The following is an 837-nucleotide window of genomic DNA, read 5'->3' as shown; positions in this document are numbered from 1 at the left end:
TTACCGGTGCTGCGCAGATGGACGGCGCGATCCTGGTTTGCTCCGCAGCTGACGGCCCAATGCCACAGACTCGCGAACACATCCTGCTGTCCCGCCAGGTTGGCGTTCCGTACATCATCGTCTTCCTGAACAAGGCTGACCTGGTTGACGACGCTGAGCTGCTGGAACTGGTTGAAATGGAAGTGCGTGACCTGCTGTCGTCCTACGACTTCCCAGGCGACGACACCCCGATCGTGACCGGCTCCGCTCGTCTGGCGCTGGAAGGCGACCAGTCCGAATACGGCGAACCAGCAATCTTCCGTCTGGCCGATGCGCTGGACAGCTACATCCCGACTCCAGAGCGCGCTGTTGACAAGCCGTTCCTGCTGCCAATCGAAGACGTATTCTCGATCTCCGGCCGTGGTACTGTGGTGACCGGTCGTGTAGAGCGCGGTATCGTTAAAGTTGGTGAAGAACTGGAAATCGTTGGTCTGAAGGCTACTGCCAAGACTACTTGCACCGGCGTGGAAATGTTCCGCAAGCTGCTGGACCAAGGTCAGGCTGGCGACAACGTAGGCGTGCTGCTGCGCGGTACCAAGCGTGAAGACGTTGAGCGTGGTCAGGTTCTGGTTAAGCCGGGTTCGATCAAGCCGCACACCACCTTCACCGGTTCGGTGTACGTTCTGTCCAAGGAAGAAGGTGGTCGTCACACCCCATTCTTCGCTAACTACCGTCCACAGTTCTACTTCCGTACGACTGACGTGACTGGTGCGGTTAGCCTGCCGGAAGGCGTGGAAATGGTTATGCCAGGCGACAACGTGGAAATCAAGGTTGAGCTGATTGCTCCGATCGCGATGG

Annotated in this window: 1 protein-coding gene; it reads left to right on the top strand. The window is 58.3% G+C overall.

The window, feature by feature from the left end; translation table 11 throughout:
• On the top strand, positions 1-837 hold an 837-nt coding region (locus IE100_RS16335), incomplete at both ends, for an elongation factor Tu (protein ID WP_189375668.1).

Source organism: Vogesella alkaliphila, assembly GCF_014652475.1.
Lineage (GTDB): Bacteria > Pseudomonadota > Gammaproteobacteria > Burkholderiales > Chromobacteriaceae > Vogesella > Vogesella alkaliphila.
The sequence above is the reverse complement of the archived record's forward strand: the minus strand, read 5'-3'. Positions and strand labels throughout refer to the sequence as shown.